This window comes from Gloeomargarita sp. SRBZ-1_bins_9 (assembly GCA_039794565.1).
Classification (GTDB): domain Bacteria; phylum Cyanobacteriota; class Cyanobacteriia; order Gloeomargaritales; family Gloeomargaritaceae; genus Gloeomargarita.
The window spans coordinates 106,285-126,354 of sequence record JAUQVX010000003.1 but is presented as its reverse complement, the minus strand read 5'-3'; the positions used below and the strand labels follow the sequence as shown (position 1 = coordinate 126,354).

The 20,070-nt window shown below is 60.0% G+C and carries 16 protein-coding genes, 2 tRNA genes and 1 pseudogene; 12 read left to right on the top strand and 7 right to left on the bottom strand.

The genetic code is table 11. From position 1 onward, the window contains the following. The first annotated feature begins 282 nt into the window (after nucleotides 1–282). Nucleotides 283–2,931, top strand: a pseudogene (locus Q6L55_04830) (PAS domain-containing protein). A 46-nt stretch (nucleotides 2,932–2,977) separates the two neighbouring features. Here the strand turns inward: Q6L55_04830 and accC are convergent. The 3 genes from accC to Q6L55_04815 form a co-directional block, all read right to left on the bottom strand. Continuing rightward, the gene (accC, locus tag Q6L55_04825; GenBank protein ID MEN9258042.1) at nucleotides 2,978–4,348 is read right to left on the bottom strand and encodes an acetyl-CoA carboxylase biotin carboxylase subunit; all 1,371 of its coding nucleotides are present in this window, start codon (nucleotides 4,346–4,348) and stop codon (nucleotides 2,978–2,980) included. Between the two features lie 47 nt (nucleotides 4,349–4,395). Next, a tRNA-Leu gene (locus tag Q6L55_04820) sits at nucleotides 4,396–4,479 on the bottom strand. 206 nt (nucleotides 4,480–4,685) lie between these two features. Then, nucleotides 4,686–4,756: transfer RNA gene (locus Q6L55_04815), tRNA-Gly, on the bottom strand. A gap of 99 nt (nucleotides 4,757–4,855) precedes the next feature. On the opposite strand from Q6L55_04815, the gene bchD reads away from it, so the two are divergent. Then, nucleotides 4,856–6,805 carry a magnesium chelatase ATPase subunit D gene (bchD, locus tag Q6L55_04810; GenBank protein MEN9258041.1) on the top strand — a complete coding sequence of 650 codons (1,950 nt, stop codon included), beginning with the start codon at nucleotides 4,856–4,858 and terminating at the stop codon, nucleotides 6,803–6,805. Here the strand turns inward: bchD and Q6L55_04805 are convergent. Next, nucleotides 6,802–7,947, bottom strand: coding sequence for a glycosyltransferase (locus tag Q6L55_04805; protein ID MEN9258040.1), 1,146 nt, complete (start codon nucleotides 7,945–7,947; stop codon nucleotides 6,802–6,804). The genes bchD and Q6L55_04805 overlap by 4 nt on opposite strands. 112 nt (nucleotides 7,948–8,059) lie before the next feature. Between Q6L55_04805 and Q6L55_04800 the strand changes: the two genes are divergently transcribed. Genes Q6L55_04800 through Q6L55_04780 form a run of 5 tightly spaced genes read left to right on the top strand, consistent with a single transcriptional unit; the run spans nucleotide 8,060 to nucleotide 11,567 of the window. Then, nucleotides 8,060–8,881: a fatty acid desaturase gene (locus Q6L55_04800; protein MEN9258039.1), complete on the top strand. Its 822-nt coding sequence runs from the start codon at nucleotides 8,060–8,062 to the stop codon at nucleotides 8,879–8,881. 25 nt (nucleotides 8,882–8,906) lie between these two features. Beyond that, nucleotides 8,907–9,176 carry a DUF2499 domain-containing protein gene (locus Q6L55_04795; GenBank protein ID MEN9258038.1) on the top strand — a complete coding sequence of 90 codons (270 nt, stop codon included), beginning with the start codon at nucleotides 8,907–8,909 and terminating at the stop codon, nucleotides 9,174–9,176. Beyond that, nucleotides 9,173–9,460 carry a DUF3593 domain-containing protein gene (locus Q6L55_04790; GenBank protein MEN9258037.1) on the top strand — a complete coding sequence of 96 codons (288 nt, stop codon included), beginning with the start codon at nucleotides 9,173–9,175 and terminating at the stop codon, nucleotides 9,458–9,460. The genes Q6L55_04795 and Q6L55_04790 overlap by 4 nt, the downstream gene beginning before the upstream one ends. Then, a complete protein-coding gene (locus Q6L55_04785; protein ID MEN9258036.1) occupies nucleotides 9,457–10,467 on the top strand; it encodes an NAD-dependent epimerase in 1,011 nt (336 codons plus the stop codon). Before Q6L55_04790 ends, Q6L55_04785 begins: the two co-directional genes overlap by 4 nt. Next, entirely contained in the window at nucleotides 10,467–11,567 is a 1,101-nt protein-coding gene (locus Q6L55_04780) for a glycosyltransferase family 4 protein (GenBank protein MEN9258035.1), read from the top strand. The genes Q6L55_04785 and Q6L55_04780 overlap by 1 nt, the downstream gene beginning before the upstream one ends. Here Q6L55_04780 and fabG read toward each other — a convergent pair. Together fabG and Q6L55_04770 are read right to left on the bottom strand one after the other, a co-directional pair. Next, nucleotides 11,557–12,297 (bottom strand): 3-oxoacyl-[acyl-carrier-protein] reductase, encoded by a 741-nt coding sequence (fabG, locus tag Q6L55_04775; GenBank protein MEN9258034.1) that lies wholly within the window; start codon nucleotides 12,295–12,297, stop codon nucleotides 11,557–11,559. The genes Q6L55_04780 and fabG overlap by 11 nt on opposite strands. 38 nt (nucleotides 12,298–12,335) lie before the next feature. Next, nucleotides 12,336–13,637, bottom strand: coding sequence for a tetratricopeptide repeat protein (locus tag Q6L55_04770; protein MEN9258033.1), 1,302 nt, complete (start codon nucleotides 13,635–13,637; stop codon nucleotides 12,336–12,338). Between the two features lie 242 nt (nucleotides 13,638–13,879). On the opposite strand from Q6L55_04770, the gene Q6L55_04765 reads away from it, so the two are divergent. From Q6L55_04765 to Q6L55_04755, 3 genes are read left to right on the top strand one after another with little or no spacing between them, the layout of a single operon-like run. Continuing rightward, nucleotides 13,880–14,308: a pentapeptide repeat-containing protein gene (locus tag Q6L55_04765; GenBank protein MEN9258032.1), complete on the top strand. Its 429-nt coding sequence runs from the start codon at nucleotides 13,880–13,882 to the stop codon at nucleotides 14,306–14,308. 58 nt (nucleotides 14,309–14,366) lie between these two features. Next, on the top strand, nucleotides 14,367–15,257 hold the full coding sequence (locus Q6L55_04760) for a tetratricopeptide repeat protein (GenBank protein ID MEN9258031.1): 891 nt from the start codon (nucleotides 14,367–14,369) through the stop codon (nucleotides 15,255–15,257). Continuing rightward, nucleotides 15,254–17,053: an NFACT RNA binding domain-containing protein gene (locus Q6L55_04755; protein MEN9258030.1), complete on the top strand. Its 1,800-nt coding sequence runs from the start codon at nucleotides 15,254–15,256 to the stop codon at nucleotides 17,051–17,053. Before Q6L55_04760 ends, Q6L55_04755 begins: the two co-directional genes overlap by 4 nt. Here the strand turns inward: Q6L55_04755 and cbiB are convergent. After that, a complete protein-coding gene (cbiB, locus tag Q6L55_04750) occupies nucleotides 16,985–17,956 on the bottom strand; it encodes an adenosylcobinamide-phosphate synthase CbiB (protein ID MEN9258029.1) in 972 nt (323 codons plus the stop codon). The two genes, Q6L55_04755 and cbiB, sit on opposite strands and share 69 nt — an antisense overlap. Nucleotides 17,957–18,107: 151 nt before the next feature. Here cbiB and Q6L55_04745 point away from each other — a divergent pair, with 151 nt between their 5' ends. Further along, nucleotides 18,108–19,115: an NAD(P)H-binding protein gene (locus Q6L55_04745; protein ID MEN9258028.1), complete on the top strand. Its 1,008-nt coding sequence runs from the start codon at nucleotides 18,108–18,110 to the stop codon at nucleotides 19,113–19,115. 44 nt (nucleotides 19,116–19,159) lie between these two features. Next, complete coding sequence (locus Q6L55_04740) at nucleotides 19,160–20,065, top strand: NAD(+) kinase (protein MEN9258027.1); 906 nt, start codon at nucleotides 19,160–19,162, stop codon at nucleotides 20,063–20,065. The last annotated feature ends 5 nt before the right edge of the window (nucleotides 20,066–20,070 follow it).

The following is a 20,070-nucleotide window of genomic DNA, read 5'->3' as shown; positions in this document are numbered from 1 at the left end:
ACACGAAGATGGCCGTAAACTATATGTCTGTAATTAGTGTAACACACTATTGAGTCGGCAAAGGAATACTCCCTCCGACCCGGCGGCAAACAAGATTAAGCTAATCTTGTAAACTTAAACCAATCTTTATTTTTTTTAATTAACAGTCCCCTTGTGATAGGTATATTTACGGGAACCAGCAACCTTGGGCCTCTATCCTAGCCAAGATATTGCCGATAGGATGGTTGTCAAAGATGCCGCAATCTACCATGAAAGGGCCTATCTCCAACGCCAGGTAAGTCAATGAGTGTAGATCGCCGAGACCTTGGCCTCTTGCTGGAGCGGTCAGCCCAAGCCTTGGTGCTCACCAACGACCACGGACGCTGGCTCTGGGTGAACCAGGCAGCGGTAGAACTCTTGGGGCGCTCGCGTCGTGTACTCGTGACGACCAACCGGAGTGATTGGTTCCCCGACTGGCCGGCTGTCAACAACGGTCGTCTGACGCGGACGGTTTATCGCCGACCGGATGGGGTGGAACGGCCCCTATGGATTGAGCGGTTACCCCTGTGGCTAGAGCATCCCTACCAGCTCTGGGCCATTTATGCCCTGCCGCCCCATCATTTCTATCCCCAACCGGTGGACCCGGAGAGCCTGTACTACCGCACCCTGTTTGAGCTGCTGCCAGTGGGGGTAGGGATTATTGATGCCAATGGCAAAATCACCGCCTCTAACCCCGCCTCGGAACTCATTTTAGGTATCCCGGTCAGTGAACTGGTGAAATACCGCATTGATGACCCGGGTTTATGTAGTCTGCCCCCTGACGAACGACCGGTGGTGCGCGCCTGGAAAAACCGGCAGGTGGTGACCAATCAAACGCTCCATTTTGTGCGCCCGGATGGTTCGGAGTGTTGCCTGTCGGTTAATGCTGCCCCCTTGCCCAACGGTGGCGTCATCGTGGCCTATGTGGACATTACCGAGCAGGAACAGGCGAAAGCGGCCCTGCGTCAAAGCCAAGTCAGATTCCAGCGCATTGCCGACATGTTTCCAGGTGTCATCTACACCGTGGTCGAAGATGAACAGGGTCCCCAAGCCTATGAATATCTCAGTCCGGCGTTTACGACAATTTATGGCTTAGCTGTGGAACAGGCCTATCAAAATCCTTTCCTGGTGTATGGGCAAATTCATCCCGACGACCGCATCGGCTATCAGCGCGCCCTGCGAGAAGCCCTCATGCACAACGAACTCTTTCAGCATGAATGGCGCATTGTGACCCCCAATGGGCAGGTGAAATGGTTGCGAGGGTTTGCCCAGGCGGAATGGTCACAAAAGGGGGCAGTGCGCTGGCATGGCCTTGCCTTGGATATTACCGACCGCAAACAGGCTGAACTGGCCCTGGAACGGCAAATGGCCACGGAAAGAAGTCTCTGTCGGGTCATGCAGGCCATGCGCTCCAGCTTGGATTTAGATGGAATTTTTCGCATTGCCGCCACGACCATCAGCCAAGAATTTCAGTTAGAAGTACACATCGTAGAGTACGTCCCCCAAGACCGGTGCTGGCGCTTTCGCGTGAACTGCAACAAAAATGGTGAGTTATTTACCCCGGCTGTGCAGGAAATTCGTGCTGCAGACAATCCCTTCAGCGCCGAACTGCTGGCCAACCGTATTGTCCAGGTGGATGACACCAACACCATTTCAGACCCGGTGAATCAACGGCTGGGGCAGGATTTTCCGGGGGCTTGGTTGTTGGTGCCGATTGTGGTGAATTCCCAGGTGTGGGGCAGTTTGTCGCTCATGCGCTTAGGAACCGATGCCCAGCCCTGGTCAGCGGATACAATCGCCTTGGGTCAACGGCTGAGCCAGCACTTAGGATTAGCCATAGAACAAGCCCAAATGCACCGACAACTCCAGACCTCCCAACAGGAATTGCAATGGCTGTTGGAAAACAGTCCATCGGTGACGGTGCGCCTGCGTCTCTACCCCAATTACCAGGTGGTTTATGAATATATTTCTCCCCAGTGCGAGCAGGTGATGGGTTACCGGCCCGAGGAATTCCTGGCCAACCCCAAACTCTGGTATCAGCGGATTCCCCCGGAAGATGTGAGCAATATCGTTCTACCAGTGCATGAACGGATTTACCAGGGGGAAACGGACCACCATTTTTGTTACCGGTTTCGGGATCGGGATGGACACATGCGCTGGATTCAACAGAGTGTGCGCGTCCTCCCCAAAGGCCCGGAACCCTACTGGTCCCTGATCATCAGTGCCCTTGATGTCACCGACTTGTATTCCGCCCGCGCCCAGATTGAGGAACTGGCCCGGCTCAACCAAATGAAGGATGACTTTGTCAGTACCGTTTCCCATGAGTTGCGCACCCCCTTGAGCAGTATTCGCATGGCGACACGTATGATTGAAATGAACCTGCAGCGCCGGGGACTCCTGAGCGACGACCCCAACGACTCCCTGGTGAAATACCTCAACATCCTCAAGCAACAAACAGAGCAGGAAGTCAACTTGATCAACGATCTCTTGGACCTGGCGCGTTTGCAAGCCGGTGCCCGTTGCCCCACCTTGGTCTCCATCAACTTGGCCACCTTTCTCCCACCGCTGGTCGCGCCCTTTCAGGAGCAGGCCAGGCAGCAGCAGCAAACCCTGCAACTGGACATAGCCGACGATGTCCCCCCGGTGCTAGTCCACATCCCCTACCTCGAGCGCATCGTCAATGAATTGCTGACCAACGCCTGCAAATACACGCCCCCTGGAGAGACCATCACGTTGCGGGTTAATCAAGACGAGCAGGGTGTTTATTTACAGGTCATCAACACCGGTGTCGAAATTCCCGAAGCGGAGCAGGCGCGGGTTTTTGAGCGTTTTTATCGTCTTTCCCAACACGACCGCTGGAAGCACGGCGGGACGGGTTTAGGGCTGGCATTGGTCAAGGAATTGGTGGAGCGGTTAGGGGGCCGGATAACGCTAGAAAGCGGCCAGGGGCAAGTCAGTTTTACGGTTTGGCTGCGGGGTAACCGCTCTGCATCCACCGATCCACAAAATGGGTATCAATCTCTGCCCGCACAAAGGCCGGATGATCCAGTAAATGCTGATGAAACTCCAGAGTCGTCTTTACCCCCGTAATGGCACATTCCTGGAGGGCACGTTTCATCCGGGCAATGGCATGGTCCCGGTTTTCCCCCCAGACGATGACCTTGGCAATGAGGGAGTCGTAATAGGGGGGGATTTCGTAGTCGGGATACACGTGGGAGTCCACCCGCACCCCCGGTCCCCCCGGCGGTAAATAGGCCAGGATCCGTCCCGGACAGGGCCGAAATTGATGCTCTGGGTCCTCCGCATTGATTCGGCATTCCATGGCGTGCCCGTGCCAGCGGATGTCCTCTTGGCGAAAGGGCAACCGTTCCCCTTGGGCGATGCGAATTTGCCAGGCGATCAAATCCAGACCCGTGATCATTTCCGTCACCGGATGCTCCACCTGGATGCGGGTGTTCATTTCCATGAAGTAAAAGCGCCCGTGCTTATCCACCAAAAATTCCACTGTTCCCGCCCCTACATAACCAATGGCCTGGGCTGCTCGCACTGCCTGGCGACCCATGTCTTCCCGCAGTTCGGGGGTAAGGATGGGGCTGGGGGCTTCCTCTAGCAGTTTTTGGTGTCGCCGCTGCACCGAACAGTCCCGCTCCCCCAAATGCACCACATTGCCGTACTGGTCCGCCAGGATTTGGATTTCCACATGGCGCGGGTGCTCGATGAACTTTTCCAGATACACCCCCCCATGACCAAAAGCCGCCTCCGCCTCCCCCTGCGCCGCCATAAAAGCCCGACTGAAATCTTCCGGTTGCCGCACCACCCGCATGCCGCGCCCACCCCCGCCGGCTGTCGCCTTGATGATCACCGGAAAGCCAATTTCGTGGGCCAGCCGCAGGGCCGTCGTTTCCTCCGTCACCAGCCCATCACTTCCAGGAATCACCGGCACCCCCACCTGCTGCATCGTGCGCTTGGCATTGGCTTTGTCCCCCATGGCGCGGATGGCTTGGGGCGTCGGGCCAACGAAAATGAGATTGTGGTCGGCGCAGATTTCCGCAAAGCGGGCGTTTTCTGCCAAAAACCCATAGCCCGGATGAATCGCTGTAGCGTTGCGAGTCAAGGCCGCGGCAATGATGTTGGGGACATTCAGATAGCTTTTGGCGCTGGGGGCTTCTCCGATACAAACCGTCTCATCCGCCAGTTGCACATGCAGACAAGGCCGGTCCACCGTGGAGTGCACCGCCACCGTTTGGATGCCCAACTCCACACAGGAACGCAAAATGCGCACTGCAATCTCGCCCCGGTTGGCGATCAGTAGTTTAGAGATGGTGCCCATCGTGACCGCGGCAGTTTAGGTTTTGATCCTACCACGGGGCCTTACCATGGGCGGAGCGAGACTCGAACTCGCAAGGTGTTGCCACCGGCAGATTTTGAGTCTGCTGCGTCTACCAATTCCGCCATCCACCCAATTTACTAGGATACCACGCCCAGAGCGCGATTTTAACCCAAGCGCGAGTTCCCCAGTAGAAGTCGCCCGTGCCTTTCCGCTTCTTTGCTCTCTTCATCCGACTGGCCTTGCACCCTTCAGACCCAAAATTCCGTGACACGGTACAGTTCACAACACATCCCGAGCCCATCGGCCTTTCTGGGGGGTTTGGCGTTTTTACCGGGGAAGCGGGCAGCGGGAATCGAACCCGCGACAACAGTTTGGAAGACTGTGGTTTTACCACTAAACTATGCCCGCATTCCCTACTTAGTATAGTCAATCGGCGGGCCGTTCTATCGCCGCTGTCTGCCCAGGAAAGCTATGATCAGCTCTGGCAAGCCAAGAAAAAGCGGGGCGATGACGATTACACAGCGGCTGACATTCCCTCTGACAGCCGTCGTTGGCCAGGAGCGGGTTAAACGGGCGCTTTTGCTGGGGGCCGTGGATACCGGTATTGGTGGTATCTTGCTGGCGGGACCCAAGGGAACAGCCAAGTCGGTGTTGGCGCGGGCCATCCATGCCTTGATGCCCCCCATCGAAGTGGTGCGCGGTTCTCCGTACCAGGACGACCCCCAACACCCGGAAGAGTGGCCCTTCCCCCCTGCTGAGCTGGAAACCCAGGTGGTGCCGCCGCCGTTTGTGCAGATTCCCCTTGGGGTCACCGAGGACCGCCTGGTGGGTGCTGTGGATGTGGCTGCTTCCCTCAAGCAGGGGACGCCAGTGTTCCAACCGGGACTGCTGGCCCAGGCCCATCGCGGCATTTTGTACGTGGACGAGCTGAACCTCCTGGAAGATAGCCTAGTCAACCTCTTGCTGACGGTGCTGGCGGAGGGGGTCAACCGGGTGGAACGGGAAGGTATTAGCGTCGTGCATCCCTGTCGCCCACTGCTTATTGCCACCTATAACCCCGAGGAAGGAGAGGTGCGCAGCCATTTGCGGGACCGGTTTGCCATGCAAGTGGTGATGGACCCGCTGACGGAACTCCCGGACCGGGTGGCGGCTGTGACCCAGGCGGTGCGGTATGGGGATGACCCCCAAAGCCTGTGGGCAGAACACCAGTCCGACCTAGAGGCCCTGCGCACGCAACTGTTGCTGGCCCGGGAATGGCTGCCGACGGTGACTTTGAGTCGGGAACAGATGGGCTATTTGGTGGAGGAGGCACTGCGGGCAGGTGTCCAGGGCCATCGGGGGGAATTGTTTGCCGCCCGAGTAGCCCGCGCCCATGCCGCCTTGGAGGGACGCAGCCGAGTCAATGCTGAGGATTTGCGGGTAGCGGTGGAGTTGGTGATTGTTCCCCGGGCCACCACGGTCCCTGCCAGTTCTCCACCCCCCCCCCCTTCGCCCCAGACGGAGAACGCCCCCGAACCGGAAACACCGGACCAAGACCAGCCGGAGACCACTGATACCCCCAGCATCCCCGAAGAGTTTGTCTTTGACCCAGAGGGGGTGATTTTGGACCCCCAGCTGTTGGCGTTTGCCCAGAAATGTCGCCCCCGCGCCCGGGCCGGCCAACGCAACCAGACCCTGTCTCTGACCCGCGGGCGTTATGTCAAGCCAGTGTTGCCCCAGGGGCCCCATCCCCGCATCGCCGTTGATGCCACTTTGCGGGCGGCAGCTCCCTACCAGAAACAGCGGCGCCAGCGCCAACCCCATCGCCGTGTAATTGTGACTGCCGAGGACGTGCGGGCCAAACGTCTGGTGCGCAAAGCAGGGGCCTTGATCATTTTCGTGGTGGATGCGTCGGGTTCCATGGCCCTGAATCGCATGCAGGCGGCCAAGGGTGCCGTTTTACGCCTGTTGACAGCGGCCTACCAGAACCGGGACCAGGTGGCGTTGATTCCTTTTCGGGGAGAACAAGCGGAGGTGTTGTTGCCCCCCACGCGCTCGGTGGAGGCGGCCCGCCGTCGGCTGGAACAACTGCCCTGTGGAGGCGGCTCCCCCTTGGCCCATGGACTCACCCAAGCGGTGCGGGTCGGACTCAATGCCCAGCAAAGCGGCGACATTGGTCAGGTGATCATTGTGGCCATTACCGATGGTCGGGGAAATGTACCGTTGGCCCGTTCTCTGGGACAACCTACGGAGACACCCACGGACATCAAGGCCGAACTGCTGGACATTGCTGCCAAAATCCGGGCGTTGGATTTTCGCCTGTTGGTGATCAATACGGAAAATCGGTTTGTTTCGACGGGCTTTGCCAAGGAACTGGCAGAAAAAGCGGGGGGCAGCTACTACCACCTACCCCGGGCCAACGAACAGGCCCTGGCCCAAGTCACCCAAAACGCCCTGCATACCCTGCGACAGGGCTAGGCGCTGCTTTGCAACCTCCCCCCCGGTTGAATGGCCAGCCAGCGGCCCCGCCAGTACACCCGCCGCCCGACGGCACCCGCCAGCCACACCCCAAAACTCAAAACATCCCGCAGTGGCAGGACCCACAGCCAGCGGTAGAGGCTCGGGCAGCGAAAGACTTGGATAGCGGCCACGGCTTGTCCCAGCCGGAGCAGGTACATCCCCAGCACCAACGCCAAGGACCACCCTGCCCCGCCGCTGACCAACAGCAACAGCCCCCCGTACACCAGGCCAAAGGTCGCGCCCAAACCGTAGTAGGGCCAGCCCCGATTGACCCGGATGGTTCTTGCCCAGCGTAACTCCCGCTGTAATACCTGCCCCACCGACTCCCGGCCACAACAGTTATCCAGCACATAAGGGGACATTTCCACCCGGTAACCCGCCGCCCGGGCCAAACGCCCCATGTGGAAATCCGAACCGATGCGATTGACCACCTGTTCCAGCCCCCCCCAGGCGCGGATGACCTCTTTACGGGTGGCAATCGTCGGCCCCAGGGCATAGCGCAAGCCCCCATCCAGCACCCGTCCCAGCAAAAATGCCGGCAAAAATTCCACGCAGCGATTCAGGGACGCCAGGGCAGCCCCCAAAAATTGTGGGTGATGGTCCATGTACCCACAAGTCACCAGGCCAATTTCTGGTTGGTGCAAAGGGGCAGTCACGGTCCGTAAATAATCGGGCGTCACCCGGATATCGCTGTCGGCAAACACCACCAGTTCGTAACGGGCCACCTGTAGCAGATGCATCAAATTACTGACCTGGTGGTTCACCCCATAGGCCGGTAAACCGTAGATCAAAAAAACATGGGGATACGCTGCGACCAACTGCCGCAACAAAGGTAGCGCTGGGTCCGCCGGGTCCATCACCCCAAAAATTACTTCGTACTGGGGATGGTTTTGTTCACAAAAGGAGCGCCAGTTCTCGGCCGCACCTTCATCTAAACCCCGCACGGGAATGAGCAAAGAAACCCCCGCCACTTTTTCGGGTAACACCAAACCCTTTTGCTCCCGGGCAAATGCCAGGGTCACCCCCCAAGTGGACAAATAGAAAATTGCACTACAAACGACCAACAACGTTAGGACGATTTCCAGGGCTAATCGCACCATGGGCAGTTTGGGACTGAGTCTGTGTTTTTCAAGGTACCACGGGTGGATAAGGTACGGTTGCAGGGGTCAGATTCTGTGGTAGGGTAGGAAAGGTTGCTTTTAGGTTCGATACATGACCACGACGACAGCGCCGCGCTTGCCGCTGGATTGGGTAACGATTTTTTTCATCGGAGCGATTCACGGGGGTGCCCTGGTGGCCCTGGTGCCGGGGATGACTAACCCGGGTGCGGTGGGGGTAATGCTGCTGCTGTATTTCATCACCGGCGGGCTGGGGATTACTTTGGGGTTTCACCGGCTGATTACCCACCGCAGTTTTGTGGTGCCCAAATGGTTGGAGTATTTCCTGGCGTTTTGCGGGACGCTGGCCTGTCAAGGGGGGCCGATCGATTGGGTGGGCTTGCATCGGTTGCATCATCTGTATTCTGACCAGGAGGGCGACCCCCATGACTCGAATCGGGGATTTTGGTGGAGCCATATGGGCTGGATGTTGCACCGTTTGCCCCAGGATCAGGAGATTCCTAAGTACACGAAAGACATTAACCAGGATGGGGTGTACCGGTTTTTGCAAAATTGGATGTTGCCCCTGCAAATTGGGCTGGGATTGTTGTTGTTTGCCCTGGGGGGTTGGCCCTGGGTGATTTGGGGGATTTTTGTGCGCTTGGTCCTGGTCTATCACGCTACTTGGTTTGTGAATAGTGCTACGCATAAATATGGCTATCGCACCTATGACAGCAAGGACCGCTCGACCAATTGCTGGTGGGTGGCGCTGCTGGCGTTTGGGGAGGGGTGGCACAACAATCACCATGCGTTTCCCCACTCGGCCCGGCACGGCTTGCGCTGGTGGGAAATTGATGTGACCTGGATGATGATCTGGACGCTGCAGAAGTTGGGGTTGGCGACGAAGGTGCGTCTGCCCCAGGAGTCAACCAACTAGGAATTGCCTGTGCTAGGGTGGCTTCATGCATGTCCTGTCGTGGCCAACTTGGGTGATCCATATCGCCAGTGTGCTGGAGTGGGGGACGGCAATGGTGCTGTTTTGGCAGTACGGCTGGCGGCAGTTCACTTGGGCGATGGTGCCGGCGTTGGGAGGGGCAATGTGTGCGATAACCTGGCATTTTTTTGACAATGACCCGGCGCTGCACTGGCTGGTGATGGGACAGGCGGGGTTGACGTTGGTGGGCAATTGCGCGCTCTGGTGGGCGGCCTGGGATTTGATGCGCACGCCATGACGGAAAATGTCCTGTTTGCTCTGTCGCTGTTTCCCTACCTGGGGTTTCTCTGGTGCCTGGCCCGGGCGAAAGCGCCACGAGGGATTCAAATAGGGTTCGGTCTGACGCTCCTGTTTGTGGCGATTAGTATTCCGGCGGGGGTGGCGGCGCAGCGGTTCTATGGGCGTTCCTTAGCAGATGTGGACTGGCTGCATGGGGGGGCGGAGTTCTGGCTGACGGTGGCCAATGCCAGTTTGGTGATCGGGCTGCGGCGGGCACTGCGGCAAAAGGTGGGGACGCCATGAGGGAGGCGGTTTGGGTCACGGGGGCAGCGGGGTTTATCGGGTTTCACCTGGCGCGGGCGCTGCTGCAGCAAGGGCGGCGGGTCATCGGCATTGACAATCTCAACCCCTACTACGATGTGCAGCTGAAGCGGGACCGGCTGGCGCAGCTTAAGGATGACCCCCGGTTCACGTTTGTGTATTTGGACCTAGCCGACCGGCAGGGGGTGGAGCAGTTGTTTGCCCAATCTCCTCCGGATGTGCTGGTGCATCTGGCGGCCCAGGCAGGGGTGCGCTATTCCCTGGACCAGCCCCACACCTACATCCAAAGCAATGTGGTGGGCTTTTTGCACATCCTGGAGGGGTGCCGCCAACATGGAGTGCGCCATCTGGTGTTTGCGTCTTCCAGTTCGGTGTACGGCCTAAATACCAAAATGCCCTTTTCGGTGCGGGACCCGGTGGACCACCCCATCAGCCTATATGCGGCTACGAAAAAGGCCAATGAGTTGATGGCCCACACCTACAGCTATCTGTTTGGGTTACCGGTGACAGGGTTGCGCTTTTTTACGGTCTATGGCCCCTGGGGACGCCCGGATATGGCCCTGTTTAAGTTCACCAGCGCTATCTTAGAAGGCCGGCCCATCCAGGTCTATAACTATGGCCAGATGGAACGGGATTTCACCTACATCGATGATGTGGTGCAGGGGTTGTTGGGGGTGCTGGAGCATATCCCCACGCCGCAACCCCAGGGCACGACGTTGCATCCCGGGGTGAGTGTGGCACCCTACCGGCTCTACAACATTGGCAATCACCAGCCGGTCAATTTGCTGCGGTTTATCGAGGTATTGGAACAGGCCCTAGGACGGCCGGCTGTGAAGGAATTTCTGCCATTGCAACCGGGGGATGTGCCGGCAACCTACGCGGATATTGCGGATTTAACCGCAGCGGTGGGGTTTCTCCCCCAAACTCCCATCGAGGAAGGTATCCCCCGATTTGTGGCCTGGTATCGGGATTACTATCGCATTGCCTAATGCGCATTCTGTTTGTGGTGACGCGGGGGGATGCCATCGGCGGGGCGCAAATTCATGTAAAGGATTTGGCGGTGCAGTTGCGGCAACGGGGTCATACGGTGCTGGTGGCCTCGGGGGCGGGGGAAGCTTTCCAACAATTGCTGGCCCAACAGGGGATTCCCCACCAGGTCCTGCCGTCGTTGGTACGTCCGGTGCATCCCTGGCAGGATGGATGGGCCTATTGGGCGCTGCAGGGGCTGTTGAAAAGCTGGCAACCGGATTTGGTTTCGATTCACTCCAGCAAGGCGGGGGTTTTGGCCCGGTTGGCCTGTTACCGGCGGGGGATACCGTTTGTGTTTACGGTGCACGGGTGGTCGTTTGCCGCGCCGAGTCGTTGGGCTGGGGTCTATCGCATCCTGGAGCGCCGGTTGGCCGCCATCACCCCCAAAATCATCTGCGTTGCCGCTGCCATCTGCAAGCAGGGCCTGGCCATTGGCATTCCCCCCACCAAGCTGGTGACCATTTACAACGCCATGCCGGATATTCAGCCGGAGTTGCGGGCGCAACCGGGACGGGGAACTCCTGTGCGCATTATCACGGTCGGTCGTCTGGAACCCCAAAAAGCCCACGCCGATTTGCTCCGGGCGGTGGCCCAGCTACCGGATAAAACCGTGCGGGTGGAGGTGGTAGGCGATGGTCCCCTGCGCCCCCAACTGGAACACCTGGCCCAGGCCTTGGGTTTGCAGGAGCGGGTGACCTTTTGGGGGTATCGCACCGATGTGGCGCGTTTGTTGGCCCAGGCCCACATCTTTGCCCTGATTTCCCACTGGGAGGCTTTTCCCCGTTCGACCTTGGAGGCCATGCGGGCGGGGTTGCCGGTGGTGGTCTCAGCTGTGGGGGGGGCGGCAGAGGCGGTCGTTCCGGGGGTGACGGGGTATGTGATTCCCCCAGGGGACCAGGAACAACTGGTTCGGTGTCTCCAGCGGCTGGTGCAGGACCCCCAGCATCGCCAGCATCTGGGAGCAGCCGGACGCCGCCGTTACGAAACCCATTTCACCTTTGGGCGGCTGTTGCAGGAGACCTTGGCGGTGTACCGGGAGGTGACCGGCATCACCCCATGACCAGACCGCCGTCAATGTGGAACACCTGGCCGGTGATGTAACGCGCCGCCGGATGCAACCCCAAAAAGGCCACTAACCCCGCTACTTCTTCCGGTTCGCCAAAACGCCCCAGGGGAATCAGCTTAAGCAGTTCGTCTTTTTTCAAGTCCGCCGTCATTTCGGTGGCGATAAAGCCGGGGGCGACGGCGTTGACCGTAATGCCCCGCGAAGCGTATTCTTTAGCGACGGTGCGGGTTAGACCGATCACACCGGCTTTGGCGGCGCTGTAGTTGGCCTGGCCGGGGTTGCCCATCACCCCCGCAATCGAAGTGATGTTGATGATCCGCCCCCCTTTTTGCCGCAGCATGTGCTTCACCGCCGCCCGCGTGCAGTAAAACACGCCGTGGAGATTAAGGTTGATAACCGCGTGCCAGTCCTCGTCCTTGAGGCGCACTAGCAGCCCGTCCCGGGTGATCCCGGCATTGTTGACCAGCACATCCACCCGCCCCCAGTGGGCCATGACCTGTTGAAACAGAGCATCCACCTGGTCCGGTTGGGAAACATCCGCCGGCACCAGCAGGGCCTGGCCCCCCAAACGTTCCACCTCCTGGGCCACCGTTTCCGCCTCAGTAACGGAGCGATGAAAGTTGATGACCACCCGCGCCGGATGGGTTGCAAAGGCCAAAGCGGTGGCTCGACCAATTCCCCGGGAGGCCCCGGTAATCACCACAACGGGTAACTCCTGTGTCATGGTTGTCTCTTTACCCAAGCCCAATGATTATCCCACAGTTAGGGGGACTTAGGCTTCGAGGCGACCTTCTGGATGAGTTCCATGATTTGTTGATACATGGCCTGGTCTCCCCGCTGCTCAAACAAGGACGCCGCCTTGCGAAAGTCTGCCAGGGCCTCCCGCTTGTTCCCCAGCCGCAGGCGTGCCAATCCCCGGTTGAGGTAGGCATCGGCAAAATTGGGGTCGAGCCGCAGGGTGCGGTTGTAGTCCTCGATTTCCCCCAGCACGTCCCCCAGATCAAAGCGTGCTGTCGCTCGGTTGTAGTAGGCCACCGCGTAATCGGGGTTAATGCGGATGGCTTCGGTGTAGTCCGCAATCGCCCCCGTGACATCCCCCAGGTCAAACCGGGCATTGCCCCGCTTGCTATAGACCTCCGCCAAATCCGGGTCCAGCTCCAGGGCCTTGGTGTAGTCGGCAATGGCCTCCGGGAGCCGGTTGAGGCTGTGGTAGGCAAAGCCCCGGTTGCTGTAACAACGGGCGTCTTCGGGGTTGAGCTGAATCGCCTTGGTGTAGTCCGCCAGCGCCCCCTCCTTATCGCCGCTGATGAACCGGGCAATCCCGCGGTTGTAATAGGCCTCGGCAAAGTCTGGGTTAAAGCGAATGGCCTCCGTGTAGTCTTCGATTTCCCGCTGGACCTGCCCCAGCTCCCCGTAGGCCACCCCCCGGTTGTAGTAGGCCTCCGCCAGGGCGGGATTGAGCCGTAGGGCTTCGTTATAGTCCCGCAGGGCTTCCTGGATGTGTCCCAACTCGAAATAGGCGCTCCCTCGCTTGTTGTAGGCCTCGGCAAACTCCGGGTTGTACCGCAGGGCCTGGTCAAAATCAGCGATAGCCGCCGCGTATTGCTCGAGAGCCAGATAGGCCACCCCCCGGTTGTAGTAGGCCTTGGCATCTTGGGGTTGCAACGCCAGGGCCGCCGTGTAGTCGGCAATCGCCTGGGTGTAGTTTTTCAGCATCAGGTGGGCAAAGCCCCGGTTGCCGTGGGCCTTGGGGTCCTGGGGCCGCAACTGAATCGCCTGGGTGTAGTCGGCAATGGCCCCCTCGTAATCCCCCACCATGAAGCGGGCAATCCCCCGGTTGTAATAGGCTTCGCCAAAGTTGGGGTCAATCTGCAAAGCACTGGTGTAATCGTGGATGGCCCGCTCGTAGTCCCCGAGCATGAAGTGGGCAAAGCCCCGGTTATTAAAGGCCTTGGCATCGCCGGGGTTGACCTGCAACGCCTGGGTATAATCCAGAATCGCCCCTTGGTAATCCCCGCGTCGCGCCTTATCAAAAGCCCGGATGAAGAAATTCTCCACAATCATTGGGAGCCGTCCGGTAAACGATTCGCCCTGGGCAGTGGCGATTCCCTGATAGGCACAGGAGTATCAGGGACGTGGTTTTGACCGCAACATGGGAACCTAGTTCGGTTCACTTCCATCTTAAAGTTTCTGGTTTCCCAGACAGGAAACTTTATCTAGGCCGCCAGCGTCTCTCCTGTTTGGTTATACGCTGGCCAATGGTATAGAGACTGCCATCCCAACCTGTCAGTTGAGGGGGTGATTGCATGAACGGTAAATGCTCAGCCCTTACCTTGGTGTTGTTAGCGCTGCTGGCGATGCCGGCCCAGGGCGCGGAAGCGGAACATGTCCGGCAATTACTGCGCACCAATAAATGTACGGGCTGTGACCTGCGGGAAGCCGACCTAAGACGGTTGGAGTTACGTAACGCCGATTTGGCCGATTCGGACCTCACCCGCGCCAACCTGGAGGGGGCGGACCTAAGTGGGGCCAACCTGCGCAATACCGACCTGCGGGGCGCTAATTTCCGTAATGCCAATTTGCGCTATGCCGACCTGCGGGGAGCCGATATTCGGGGTGCCGATTTTACAGGCGCCATTCTCACGGGCACGGAGCTAGAAGACAGTATCCGCCCCCGCGGTTTCATTGAAATTCCCGGTCGACCTGGGCTGCCCCCACGACGCTTCCCGCGCTAGACTTGCGCCGCAATCCCTCCTGTGGGAACATGGGGTAGGGGCCAGGCATGGTGCAGCGATGGAACTGCGCGAGCAAATCGGCCACTACATTGCCCAAGGGGTCCAACAGGCGTTGCAGGGCGAAGGAGCGAGGGCATTGGTATCCCTGGATAAGGCTCTGCTCCTTCAGCCCCATCAGGCAGAAACCCATCTGTTGCAGGCGTTGATTTACACCCAGCAGGAGAAGTACCCCGAGGCCCTGGCCGCCTGTCAACGGGCGTTGCACCTCCAGGGGGAGCTACCGGAAGCGCTGGTGTTGCGGGCCTATCTCTACTGCCGGGGAAAGAAAGTCGCTGCCGCCTTGCCGGACCTAGACCGGGTGCAGGCTTTGTGTCCTCGGTGGTGGCCGGTTTATGCCATCCGCGCCTGGGTCTATAGCCGCCTGGACCGCTGGGCAGAGGCGGAGCAGGATTTGCGGCAGGCCTTGCGTCTAGAGCCGGGGAGTGCAGAAATCTGTTACAACCTGGGGCTGGTGTACCAGGGGCTGGGGCAAAAGGAAACGGCGTTGGAGTACTGGGGGCGAGCCTTGCTGTTACAGCCCCATTTCCCCGAAGCCCATGCCCAGCGGGCTGCCCTGTATGGGGAGATGAAGGACTACGCCCGCAGCCTAGCGGAATACGACCAGTGGTTGCAGCAACAGCCGGACGAACCGCGGGCCTATTACGGGCGGGGACGGGTGCGGGCGGCCAGCGGCGACCGGGAAGGGGCGATTCAGGATTTCAGCCGGGTGCTGGCCTTGAACCCCAACCATGGGGAGGCCTGGTTCCAGCGGGGATTGGCCTACTCGGTGTTGGGACAGACGGAAGCTGCCCTCGCCGATGCCCGTCGCGCCGCCCAGATTTTCCATCAGCAGGGCAACACCACAGCCTACCATCGCGCCCAGGGGCTGGTGGCCTACCTGAAAAAATGACCCTACAACCCTGTGATCTGACGACCCTGGTGGCGGTTTGCCAGGAATTGCGCCGGGATTGGTTGCCTGCCCGCCTGGAACGGGTGCGCCAAACGGACAAGCATCACCTGTACTTGGAATTGCGTACCTGGCAGCGCCGGGGTTGGTTGTTGCTGTCTTGGCATCCCCAGGCCGCCCGGTTGCACCTGAGCGATGGCCCCCCGGATGTACCAGATACCTTCACCTTTAGCCAGCAGCTCTGGCACCAACTGGGGCACCTGGCCCTGACGGATTTGCGGTTGCTGGACCCCTGGGAACGGGTAGTGGTTTTATCCTTTGCCCGGCGCCCCGACGATTCTCCCCGCTGGCACTTGTACCTGGAGGTCATGGGGCGTTACAGCAATGCCGTTTTGACTCAAGCCGACGGCCTGATCATCACCTGCGCCCACCAGGTCAGCCCTCAGGAATCCCGGGTACGCCCCCTCCAAACCGGCGACCATTATCAACCGCCCCCACCCCTAAACCAGACGATTCCCCGCTTAGATGAACCCTTTGAGCCGTGGCATCGGCGGTTGAGTCTGCTGCCTGTCCCCCTACGCCGCGCCCTACTGGAGAACTACCGGGGCCTGAGCGCCAAGTTGGTGCGGGAGATGGCTACCCAACTGGACCTGGACCCGGAGACCCCCGTATCCCACCTGACACCAGACCAATGGCAGCAGCTTTGGACCCTCTGGCAAGGTTGGTTACAGGCCCTCTACAGGGGGCAATTTACACCGGGTTTGACCGAACAGGGATATACCGTGTTGGGGTGGGGCATTACCGAACCCTGCGCCAGCGTAAGTCAACTGCTCCAGGGCTACTACCACCGGCAGCTGACGGCCCAGGCCCTGCACCAGCAACGCCAGCATTTGCAGCACAAGCTCCAGCAGCAGCGGCATAAACTCCAACAAAAACGGCACCTGTTTCAGGCCAAGTTAGACCAGGTCGCCCAGGCGGAAACCTATCGCCAGCAGGCGGATTTGCTCATGGCCCATTTGCAGCTTTGGTCGCCGGGGATGCCAGCGATCCAGGTGCTCGATTTCGCCACCGACAGGCCCATAACCATCCCCATTCCCGCCGATAAAACCGCCCTGCAAACTGCCCAGGACTTGTACAGGCAATATCAAAAACTCAAACGGGCGAAGGCCACCATTGTCCCCCTACTGGCGGAGGTCCAGACCCAACTGGCCTACCTCGACCAAATCGAGACCCAGGTGGATCAACTCGACACAACCGATCCGGAAACGGCCCTGGATTTACTGGCGGACATCTACCAGGAACTGGCCCAACAGGGCTACGACTGGCAACCGACCACCTATCGTCCCCGCACCCCTGGCCGCAACCTTCCCTTCCTCACCTTCACCAGCCCCAGCGGCTATCCCATCTATGTGGGCCGCAACAATCGCCAAAACGAAGCCCTCACCTTTGCTTACGCCGGCGACGATGATTGGTGGTTTCACGCCCAGGAAATTCCGGGAAGTCACGTGCTGCTGCGCCTACCTGCCGGTGTCCCCTTGGACGAAGCCGATGTGCAGGCCGCCGCCGACATTGCTGCCTATTACAGCCGCGCCCGCCAGAGCCAGCAGGTGCCTGTGGTGTACACCCGCGCCCGGTATGTGCAGCGGCTCAAGGGCCATCCCCCCGGCACGGTGCAGTACCGCCGCGAGCAGGTGGTGTGGGGGCATCCTGCCCAGGCACCCATCGTCCCCTCAACGGGGCCATATCCCCAGGACCAGCACCCCCAGCGCCAGCCACGTCAAAAAGCACCGGCGGGTTAGAGTGAGGGCTTGGTGAATGACCGTCGGCGTAATCGGTTGCCCCGGATCGCCCAGGGTCGGTTTCACCTTGACCACCCCCTGGTAGGTATTCACCCCCCCCATTTGCACCCCCAGGGCCGCCGCATAACAGCATTCGCTCCAACCGGCATTAGGACTAGGGTCCTGGGGGGCATCCCGGCAACAAACCCGCCAGACATAACCCGGTCGGCCCGACAGCAGGGCGATGGTGAATACCACCAGGCGACAGGGTAACCACGTCAACAGGTCCTCTAGGCGGGCACTGGCCCAGCCCAGATGGGTATAGGGTTCCCTGCGATAGCCCACCATGGAATCCAAGGTGCTGACCGCCTTGTAGGCCAAGGACCAGACCGCCGGCGATGGTCCCACCACTGCCCCCACCAGCCCATAAAACAGGGGGGCCATGACCCCATCGGTGGCGTTTTCACTCACCGTTTCCAGCACCGCCCGCAAAATTTCCCCTTCCGATAGGTGGGCCGTATCCCGCCCGACGTACCGGCTCAGGACCTGCCGCGCCAGCACCAGGTCTCCCGCCTGCAACGGTGCGAGTACCTCCAGGGCCGCCCGGCGTAAACTGCGTCCGGCGAAGCTACTGGCCAGCCACACCGTCTCCAGGACCCAGGCCCATCCCGGCACCAGGGACCGGACCAGCCCTATCCCCCCCCAGACGACGGCCACCGTCACCCCAACGGTTCCCACCACCAGGCCCACGCCCGCGCTCTTTTGTCCCCGCGCCCCCCATTCTTGGCGCCAGACCCAGCGGCAGTAGCGGTCAATGCCCCACCCCATCACCTGCACCGGATGGAGCCATTGGGGCGGGTCCCCCAGGAGATAGTCCAACCCGGCGGCGACGATGATAATCCCCACCCCCTGCCCGGTCATCATCCTGTCCTTGAGCCAACCCCATTCATCCTAAAAGGAAGGAAGTCACTAGGCACCCGGATCAATGGCCAACCGACCCCCGGGGATCAAGGGTGACCGGGGAAGTTTTCTGATAAACTCTTAATGAAATGTAAAAAAGTTTTTCAGCGGGCGCATGAAGATTTTGGTGGTTGGGGCGACGGGGACGCTGGGACGGCAGGTGGCGCGGCGGGCCTTACAGGAGGGGCATCAGGTGCGGTGTTTCGTGCGCAGTTTGGGCAAGGCCACCTTTTTGCGGGAATGGGGAGCGGAATTGGTCCCGGGCAACCTCTGTCGTCCCGAAACCCTGGCACCGGCCCTGGAGGGGATGGACGTCGTAATTGACGCCGCCACGGCTCGACCCACCGACGCCATTGGCATCCGGGAGGTGGACTGGCAGGGCAAGGTGAGTCTGGTTCAGGCCATGGTGCGGGCCGGGGTGAAGCGACTGGTGTTTTTCTCCATCCTGGGCTGTGAGCGCTATCCCCAAGTGCCGTTGATGAGCGTCAAGGCGGCCACCGAGGCTTTTTTGGCGGAATCGGGGTTGGATTACACCATCTTGGCGCCGGCGGGTTTTTTCCAAGGCTTAATCGGCCAGTTTGCCATTCCTATCCTGGAGGAACAGTCGGTCTGGCTGACCGGGACCTCCACCGCCGTGGCCTACATGGATACCCAAGACATTGCCCGGTTGACCCTGCGTTGTCTGGAGGTGCCGACGACTATCGGCCAAAAACTACCCATGGTGGGACCGCGCCCCTGGACCTCGGAAGAGATTATCGCCCTGTGTGAACGCCTCAGCGGCAAGACGGCCAAGGTGTTGCGGGTGCCCCTGGGGGTATTGACGGCCACCCGGCACCTTTTGCGGGGGTTTCAGTGGACCTGGAATATGGCGGACCGGCTGGCCTTTGCGGCGTTGCTGGCGCGGGGGGAAGTGCTGGATGCGGACATGACGCCGGTGTATGCCCTGTTGGGGGTCGCGCCGACGGAGGTGACGACTCTAGAGGATTACTTGGCGGAGTACTTCGCCCGCATTCTCCAGAAATTAAAGGAGCGCCACTACGAACTCGACCGGCAGAAGCGGCAAGAGGCCGAAAAACGCCAGCGGCGGCGTCCCTTCAAAACGTCGGCGAAAAGCGGCGGTTAAATGGGTTTTATAATCGCTGATTACGGTGGGGGTAAGGGGCATTCGTGGGCAAAATCGGCATTATCTATAACGACGGCAAACCCGAAGCGGCTCAGTACGCCCAGGCGTTGCGGGAGTGGTTGCACCAGCGCGGTCGGCAAGTGTGTGTAGCAACGGGGGTCGGGGGGCTGTTGGGTTACGCCCAGGCGGGGAGTCCGGTCTGTCACACGCCGGTGGAGTGGCTGGTACCGCCGGGGTTTGACCGGGATGTGGAGCTGACGATTGTGTTGGGGGGGGATGGCACCGTTTTATCGGCCAGTCGTCAGTGTGCACCTTTGGGGATTCCCCTGTTGACAGTCAACACCGGACACTTAGGCTTCTTGACGGAAATCTACGTGGAATCCCTGCCGACTGCCCTGGAGGCGGTCTTGAGTGGGGATTACCAGGTGGAAGAACGCATTACGTTACTGGTGCAGGTCTGGGAGGAGGACGCCCGTATTTGGGAGGCCCTGGCCCTGAACGAGGTGGTGCTCCACCGGGAACCCCTGGCCAAACTCTGCCATTTTGAGGTGCAGGTGGGGCACCACGCGGCGGTGGACATTCCGGCGGATGGGGTGATCGTCTCTACTCCCACGGGTTCGACGGCCTATGCCCTGTCGGCGGGGGGACCGGTGCTGGCCCCAGGAGTGGCAGCTTTATTGTTGATTCCCATCTGTCCCCATTCCTTGGCCTCCCGGGCGCTGGTGTTTGACGACCGGGAAAAGGTGCAGGTCTGGGCGGCCAACGCATCGCGGCTGGTCCTGGTGGCGGATGGCAATGCCGGGTGTTACGTGCAGCCGGGCCACTATGTGACCATCCAGCGTTCGCCCTACCTGGCCCGGTTTGTCCGCCTGCGCCCGCCGGAATTTTTTGACCTGCTGCGCCAGAAATTGGGGTGGGGGTTGCCGCACCAGGCCAAGCCTAAAAATTAATTAGT